The sequence below is a fragment of the Streptomyces sp. NPDC127190 genome, from assembly GCF_042672505.1.
In the GTDB taxonomy this organism is placed as follows: Bacteria; Actinomycetota; Actinomycetes; order Streptomycetales; family Streptomycetaceae; genus Streptomyces.
Window position 1 is genome coordinate 522,403 of record NZ_JBHXVE010000002.1, and the last position, 7,207, is coordinate 529,609.

At 70.2% G+C, this 7,207-nt stretch carries 9 protein-coding genes; 5 read left to right on the forward strand and 4 right to left on the reverse strand.

What is annotated here, in order from left to right; all coding sequences use genetic code 11:
• Positions 1–143: 143 nt before the first annotated feature.
• The 4 genes from ACFVIU_RS05535 to ACFVIU_RS05550 form a co-directional block, all read right to left on the reverse strand.
• Entirely contained in the window at positions 144–377 is a 234-nt protein-coding gene (locus ACFVIU_RS05535; RefSeq protein WP_385840792.1) for a hypothetical protein, read from the reverse strand.
• Between the two features lie 478 nt (positions 378–855).
• Positions 856–2,319, reverse strand: a complete 1,464-nt coding sequence (locus ACFVIU_RS05540) for a catalase (RefSeq protein ID WP_385840794.1) — start codon at positions 2,317–2,319, stop codon at positions 856–858.
• Positions 2,320–2,492: 173 nt separating this feature from the next.
• Entirely contained in the window at positions 2,493–3,410 is a 918-nt protein-coding gene (locus tag ACFVIU_RS05545; RefSeq protein WP_385840795.1) for a 2-hydroxy-3-oxopropionate reductase, read from the reverse strand.
• Positions 3,411–3,452: 42 nt separating this feature from the next.
• On the reverse strand, positions 3,453–4,292 hold the full coding sequence (locus ACFVIU_RS05550) for a TIM barrel protein (RefSeq protein WP_385840796.1): 840 nt from the start codon (positions 4,290–4,292) through the stop codon (positions 3,453–3,455).
• A gap of 160 nt (positions 4,293–4,452) precedes the next feature.
• Between ACFVIU_RS05550 and ACFVIU_RS05555 the strand changes: the two genes are divergently transcribed.
• From ACFVIU_RS05555 to pucL, 5 genes are all read left to right on the forward strand, one after another.
• Positions 4,453–4,716, forward strand: coding sequence for a hypothetical protein (locus tag ACFVIU_RS05555; RefSeq protein WP_385840797.1), 264 nt, complete (start codon positions 4,453–4,455; stop codon positions 4,714–4,716).
• Positions 4,713–5,075, forward strand: coding sequence for a helix-turn-helix domain-containing protein (locus ACFVIU_RS05560; protein WP_385840798.1), 363 nt, complete (start codon positions 4,713–4,715; stop codon positions 5,073–5,075). Before ACFVIU_RS05555 ends, ACFVIU_RS05560 begins: the two co-directional genes overlap by 4 nt.
• 183 nt (positions 5,076–5,258) lie before the next feature.
• Positions 5,259–5,771, forward strand: a complete 513-nt coding sequence (gene uraD, locus ACFVIU_RS05565; RefSeq protein WP_385840799.1) for a 2-oxo-4-hydroxy-4-carboxy-5-ureidoimidazoline decarboxylase — start codon at positions 5,259–5,261, stop codon at positions 5,769–5,771.
• A 4-nt stretch (positions 5,772–5,775) separates the two neighbouring features.
• The gene (gene uraH / locus ACFVIU_RS05570; RefSeq protein WP_385840800.1) at positions 5,776–6,183 is read left to right on the forward strand and encodes a hydroxyisourate hydrolase; all 408 of its coding nucleotides are present in this window, start codon (positions 5,776–5,778) and stop codon (positions 6,181–6,183) included.
• A 4-nt stretch (positions 6,184–6,187) separates the two neighbouring features.
• The gene (gene pucL / locus ACFVIU_RS05575) at positions 6,188–7,111 is read left to right on the forward strand and encodes a factor-independent urate hydroxylase (RefSeq protein ID WP_385840801.1); all 924 of its coding nucleotides are present in this window, start codon (positions 6,188–6,190) and stop codon (positions 7,109–7,111) included.
• Positions 7,112–7,207 lie beyond the last annotated feature (96 nt).

Here is a 7,207-nt window from a genome sequence, read left to right on the forward strand (position 1 = left end):
CACCCGCCCGCCCCCCCCGCCGCCCCCAGATGCACCATCACCCTCATCAGCTACCTCCCCCCGCCCCCCCCCCCCCGCGCCCGCCCCCCCCCCCCCCCGCCCCCCCCCCCCTCCTGCGTGTGCCGTCAGGGTGTACGCATCCCCTACAGCTCGTGCTCCGACAGCCCCGGCCAGTCGTCGGGCCCGCCGCCCTGCCACTCGATGAGATCACTCTCCTCGACCTCGATCCGGTCCAGATCGGCCAGCCGCAGGATCTCCACGACGTCGTCGAGATGCGAGGCGATCCCCAGCACCACATCCCCCTCGGTGACCCGCCGCGACCCGTCGAGGGCGGGCGAGTGGACCACGATGTGCGGATACCGCATCGGATTACCCATACCTTCAGCCTGCGGCGCCCCCCACCGATACGCATTCCGAGGAACGGCCCCGAGGCGGCGGACCCCGGCCGGCCCACCCGCCCGCGGGGCCGCAGGGAACTGCGCGGAAACGCCGAACGCTCCCTCGCCTGCGGGATCGCAGCGGCGTAGGGAGCGTTCGGGGTGGGTGCCGTCCGGCGGCGCGAGGCTGGGCGCGACAGGTCGTTCGCGCCGCCGGACGGGGTCTTGGGGCCCGGAAGGGGCCTGGGTGGGACCGCGATGGCTGCGACGGAGCCGGGGATTCCCTTCCCTCTGGTCGAGAAGGGCACCCGGTTCCTTCACCACCGCACTGGCTCGCACGCCATCGCGGTCCTCGCCCTGCCCGCGCTCCGCGCCGTACGGCCACCCCTCATCCGGGCCGTCCGGCGCGCCGCGCGGGCCGCGTGCGGAGATCATGACCTCCCGTCAGATCCCGCACGCTGCCTGTGGGGCGCTGGTCTCAGTCCTCGCGCAGGGCGCGGACCGCCTCCTCCACGCGCTTGCCGTACTCGGGGTCGGCGGCGTGGAAGTGGGCCAGGTTCTTCTCGATCACGTCGTCGCGGGAGACCTGCGACAGGCCGCCGGCGATGTTGGCGATCAGACGGGACTTCTCCTCCGCGGACATCAGGCGGTACAGCTCACCCGCCTGGTAGAAGTCGTCGTCCTTGGTGTGCAGGGGCGCGGAGTGGGTGCCCGTGTGGCCCGAGACCGCCAGCGGGGCGGACAGCGGGCGGCCGGTCTCCACCGGGCCGTCGTACGAGTTCGGCTCGTAGTTCTTGGCGTGGCGGCCCTGCGGGTTCAGCGCCATGAAGCCGTCGCGGCCGTAGTTTTCGGCGCCGCCCGGCACCGCCTTCGGGGAGTTGACCGGCAGCAGGGTGTGGTTGACACCGAGGCGGTAGCGGTGGGCGTCCGCGTAGGCGAACAGCCGGCCCTGGAGCATCTTGTCGGGCGAGGGGCCGATGCCCGGCACGAAGTTGTTCGGGGCGAACGCGGCCTGCTCGACCTCGGCGAAGACGTTGTCCGGGTTGCGGTCGAGGACGAGGCGGCCCACGCGCTGGAGCGGGTAGTCCTTGTGCGGCCACACCTTGGTCAGGTCGAACGGGTTGAAGCGGTAGTCCGCCGCCTCGTCCGCCGGCATGATCTGGACGTACAGGGTCCAGGACGGGTGCACCCCGCGCTCGATGGCCTGGAGCAGGTCCGTCTGGTGCGAGTTGGGGTCCGTGCCCGCCAGCTCGGCGGCCTGCTCGCTGCTCAGGCTGCGGATGCCCTGGTTGGTCTTGAAGTGGTACTTGACGAAGAAGGCCTCGCCCTGCGCGTTCGTCCACTGGTAGGTGTGCGAGCCGTAGCCGTTCATGTGCCGGTACGACGCCGGGATGCCGCGGTCGCCCATCAGCCAGGTGATCTGGTGCGTGGCCTCGGGGGCGTGCGCCCAGAAGTCCCAGACGTTGTCCGGCTCCTGACGGCCGGTGAACGGGTCGCGCTTCTGCGAGTGGATGAAGTCGGGGAACTTGATCGGGTCCTTGATGAAGAACACCGGGGTGTTGTTGCCGACGAGGTCGTAGTTGCCCTCCTCGGTGTAGAACTTCACCGCGAAGCCGCGCGGGTCACGGACGGCGTCGGCACCGCCGAGCGAGTCGGCGACCGTCGAGAAGCGCACGAACACCTCGGTGCGCTTGCCGATCTCGCTCAGGAAGTCGGCGTGGGTGAACCCGGTGACGTCGTCGGTCACCTCGAAGTGGCCGTACGCGCCGGAGCCACGGGCGTGCACCACGCGCTCCGGGATGCGCTCGCGGTTGAAGCGCGCGAGCTTCTCCAGGAGCTGCTGGTCCTGGATCAGGAGCGGGCCGCCTACGCCGGCGGAGGCGGAGTTCTGGTTGTCGGCGACCGGTGCGCCGGACTCTGTCGTGAGCACGCGCTTCGACATCGTGGACCTTCCGTGCGGGTGGCAGCGGAAACATTCTTCCGCTTTGTGGAGCCTAGAAGTGGGGCGATCTGAGCGTCAACAGTTTGTTGAATGTGATTCCGGGCCGCGGCGCCGCCTGGGCGCGACAGGACAGGTGTCAGCGGCGCCGCGGCCCGGAAGTCTGGTGGGGCGGATCAGACCTGCGCGCCGGACAGGCGCTCCACGGCCCGCAGCAGGGCCGAGTGGTCCAGCCCGCCGTCGCCCTGGGCGCGCAGCGAGGCGACCAGCTGGGCGACCACGGAGCCGACCGGCAGGGCCGCGCCGACGGTGCGGGCGGCGTCGGTGACGATGCCCATGTCCTTGTGGTGCAGGTCGATCCGGAAGCCCGGCTTGAAGTCGCGGTTGAGGAAGTTGTCCTTCTTCCGCGTCAGCACGGTCGAGCCGGCCAGACCGCCGTTGAGGACGTCGAGGGCGGCCTTCAGGTCCACGCCCGACTTCTCCAGGAAGACCACGGCCTCGGCGCACGCCTGGATGTTCACGGCGACGATCAGCTGGTTGGCGGCCTTCACGGTCTGGCCGGAGCCGTGCGGGCCGCACAGCACGATGGTCTTGCCGAGGGCCTCGAAGATCGGCTCGGCCTCCTCGAAGTCGGCCTGCTCGCCACCGACCATGATCGACAGCACGGCCTCGACGGCGCCGGCCTCACCGCCGGAGACGGGCGCGTCCAGGACGCGGATGCCCTTGTCCTTGGCGGCCTTCGCCAGGTCCATGGAGGTCTGCGGGGTGATCGAGGACATGTCGATCAGCAGGGCACCCTGCTTCGCGTTCTCCAGGATGCCCTCGGGGCCGTAGGAGATGGCCTCGACCTGCGGGGACGCGGGCACCATGGTGATCACCACGTCGGCGTCGCGCACGGCCTCGGCGATGGAGGAGGCGGCGGTGCCGCCGGCCGCGGCCAGGCGCTCCAGCTTGTCCTGCTCCAGGGTGAAGCCGGTGACCTGGTAACCCGCCTTGATCAGGTTCTCGGACATGGGGGAGCCCATGATGCCGAGGCCGATCCAGGCGATCGCCGGGCGGGTCGGGCGGGAAGAATTCGTGAGGTTGTTGCTCATGATGGGGGTGCCTCTCTCAACTGCCTTGCGAAGTAAGGGGGTTCAGCGCGCTGCGCGCGCCTCGCGGGGGAGCCACTCGAAGGCCTCGGCGCTCGGGCGGTCGCCCGGCTTGTACTCCAGGCCCACCCAGCCGTCGTAACCGGCCTTGCTCAGCTGGTCGAGCAGCTCCTCCAGCGGAAGCGAACCCGTCCCGGGGGCGCCACGGCCGGGGTTGTCGGCGATCTGGACGTGCCCGGTCTTCGCCGCGTACCGCTCGATGACCGAGGGGAGGTCCTCGCCGTTCATGGACAGGTGGTACAGGTCCATCAGGAACTTCGCGTTCCCGAGGCCGGTCGCCGCGTTGACCTTGTCCACGACCTCGATCGCGGCCGGCGCCGACACCAGCGGGCAGAGCGGCGACTCGGGCTGGTTCAGCGCCTCGATCAGCACGATCGCGCCGATCCGGTCGGCGGCCCGGGCCGCGAGGACGAGGTTCTCCAGGGCGAGCGCGTCCTGCTCGGCCGGGTCGACGCCCTCCACGCGGTTGCCGTAGAGGGCGTTGAGGGCCGTGCAGCCGAGGGACCGGGCGAAGTCCGCCGCCACGTCGATGTTGGCGCGGAACTTCTCCGACTCCTCGCCCGGGATCGACAGGGCGCCGCGGTCGGGGCCCGGCAGCTGTCCGGCGTAGAAGTTGAGCCCCGTGAGCCGGACGCCCGCGTCCTCGATCGCCTTCTTCAGGGCGTCGAGCTCGGACTGCTCGGGGGTGGGGGAGTCGACCCAGGGCCACCACAGCTCGACCGCGGTGAAGCCCGCCGCGGCGGCGGCCGCGGGACGCTCCAGGAGCGGGAGTTCCGTGAAGAGGATCGACAGGTTGACGTTGAAGCGCTGGTCTGCGAATCCCATCGGGGGCCGCGCTCCCTTCCGTGGTCGTGTTTCCGTATTACGGAAGTTCGTTTCTGCTTAATGGAAGATTGCCGTCGGGTGTCGGGGCTTGTCAAGGGGCGCCCAGCACCGGTCCTCGCCGGGCGGTCCGAAAACCCCTGCCGCGCGTTAGGTTGTGCGCGTGCGATTGAGAGTGGAGTTCACGACCGAACCCTTCGACCTGGACGAGGCCCCCGCGCACGCCCTGGCGGCGCGCGAGGTCATCGAGACGGCCGGGCTGGACGCCGTCGACGTCGGCCCGTTCGGCAACACGGCCGAGGGCGGCGCCGACCGCGTCCTGACGGCCGTGGACGCGTTGTTGCGCAAGAGCCTGGAGGCCGGCGCCACCCGGATCTCGCTCCAGGTCAACGTGGTGGGCGGCGACGCCGGGGAGGGCGATAGATGAGCGCGGACGAGCCCTTCATCGCGGCCGTGAAACCGCTGGTCGACGCGATGGGCGGAGAGATGCTCCCGCCCGACGAGGCCGGCCCCGAGGATGTCGTCCTCGGCTGGGAGGGCGTCGACGTCGTCGCCGTACGCCTGCCCCAGCTCGCCGACTCCCTCGACCACATCCTCGCCGCCATGGAGCGCAGGCGGGGCCGGCCGCTGGCCGACCTGGACCGCAGGGCCAAGCAGGAGATCGTCCGTACGCTGGAGGCCCGGGGCGCCTTCGCGGTACGGCACGGCGTCGAGACCGTGGCGAGCGCGCTCGGGGTGAGCCGCTTCACGGTCTACAACTACCTCAACCGGGAGAAGGGCGCGTAGCCGCTTTACCGGGGGCGGCCCCGCGCTTCCCCGGGCCCCTCGGGGGCGTTCTCGCCCCCGGTGACGCACGGGCCCGGTTGTTACGCGGAATTTTCAACAAAGTGTTGACGTGGCGTTTCCGGGGGCGTTAGCTATCGGCAGCCCGCTGAAGCACGACGGCCGTTTCCGGCCACGGAGGCTCCCGTGACGACGACTTCCACGCCCCCGGGCCTGGCCCGGTTCAACGACCTGGAGGAGCCGGCGGCGCACGCCGCCCTCCACGAGGCGTGCGCCTCCACCGCGTGGGTCCGGCGACTGCTCGCCGGCCGCCCCTACGCCACCACCGACGCCCTCTACGCCGCCAGCGACGCCGCCATGGCCGAGCTGACCGCGGCCGACCTGGCGGAGGCGATGGCGGGGCACCCGCCCATCGGCCGCCCCAAGCCCGGCGACCCGACCTCCGCCCGCGAACAGAGCGGCATGGCCGGCGCCGGCGAGGAGCTGAAGGCCCAGATGCTCGAGCTGAACCTGGCCTACCAGGAGAAGTTCGGCCATGTCTTCCTCATCTGCGCCACCGGCCGGACCGGCGAGCAGATGCGGGACGCGGTGAAGGAGCGGATCGGCAACGCGCCGGAGCAGGAGCGGGAGATCGTCCGCACCGAGCTGGGCAAGATCAACCGCATCCGCCTGGCCCGACTCGTCGAAGAGGACGCCTGACACCATGAGCACCAGCACCACCGCCTCCGTGTCCACCCACATCCTGGACACCTCCGTGGGCCGCCCCGCCGAGGGCGTCGCCGTCCGGCTCTCCGCCCGCTCGGGCCCCGAGGCGGACTGGCAGGCGCTCGGCGGCTCCGCGACCGACGCCGACGGCCGGTGCAAGGACCTGCCGGCGCTGCCGGAAGGGACCACACACGTACGGCTCGACTTCGCCGTCGAGTCGTATTTCGAAGAGAAATCTGCGAAGAAGCAAGCCGATGCGCAGCAGGACGCCCCCGCGACTCGGGACAGCGGACCGGCTGTGTTCTTCCCGGAGGTGGCGATCACGTTCGCCGTGGTACCGGGCGAGCACTACCACGTACCGCTGCTGCTCAACCCGTTCGGCTACTCCGTTTACCGAGGGAGCTAGCTAAATGCCCACCATTCTGGGACAGAACCAGTACGGCAAGGCCGAGAACCGAGTCGTAAAGATCACGCGGGACGGCGCCACCCACCACATCAAGGACCTCAACGTCTCGGTCGCCCTGAGCGGCGACATGGACGACGTCCACTACTCCGGCTCCAACGCCCACGTCCTGCCCACCGACACCACCAAGAACACGGTGTTCGCCAAGGCCAAGGAACACGGCATCGAGTCCGCCGAGCAGTTCGGCATCCACCTGGCCCGCCACTTCGTCACCTCGCAGGAGGTGATCCACCGGGCGCGCATCCGCATCGAGGAGTACGCCTGGGAGCGGATCGAGACCTCGGACGCCAACTCCCGGTTCATCGGCGCGGACGAGGTCAAGCACTCCTTCGTGCGCAAGGGCCAGGAGACCCGCGTCACCCAGATCACCTACGACGGTGAGCAGTTCGAGGTCATCTCCGGTCTGAAGGACCTGACGGTGATGAACTCGACCAACTCCGAGTTCTGGGGCTACATCAAGGACAAGTACACGACGCTCCAGGAGGCCTACGACCGCATCCTGGCCACGTCGGTCTCGGCCCGGTGGCGGTTCAACTGGACCGACGACGAGCAGAAGATGCCCAACTGGGAGAAGTCCTACGAGCAGGTCAAGAAGCACATGCTGCACGCCTTCGCCGAGACCTACTCCCTCTCCCTCCAGCAGACGCTGTACCAGATGGGCTCGCGCATCATCAACAACCGCGGCGAGATCGACGAGGTCCGCTTCTCGCTGCCGAACAAGCACCACTTCCTCGTCGACCTCGAGCCCTTCGGTCTCAAGAACGACAACGAGGTCTACTTCGCCGCCGACCGCCCCTACGGCCTCATCGAGGCCACGGTCCTGCGGGACGGCGTCGAGCCCCGTATCCCGGTCGACATGACCAACCTCTGACGCGGGACGCGGGGGGCGGCCGCCCCCCCCCCCCCCCCCCGGGGCGCCCCCCCCCCCGCCGCCGCCATCATCCGCACCGCGCCGCGGGGGGGCCCC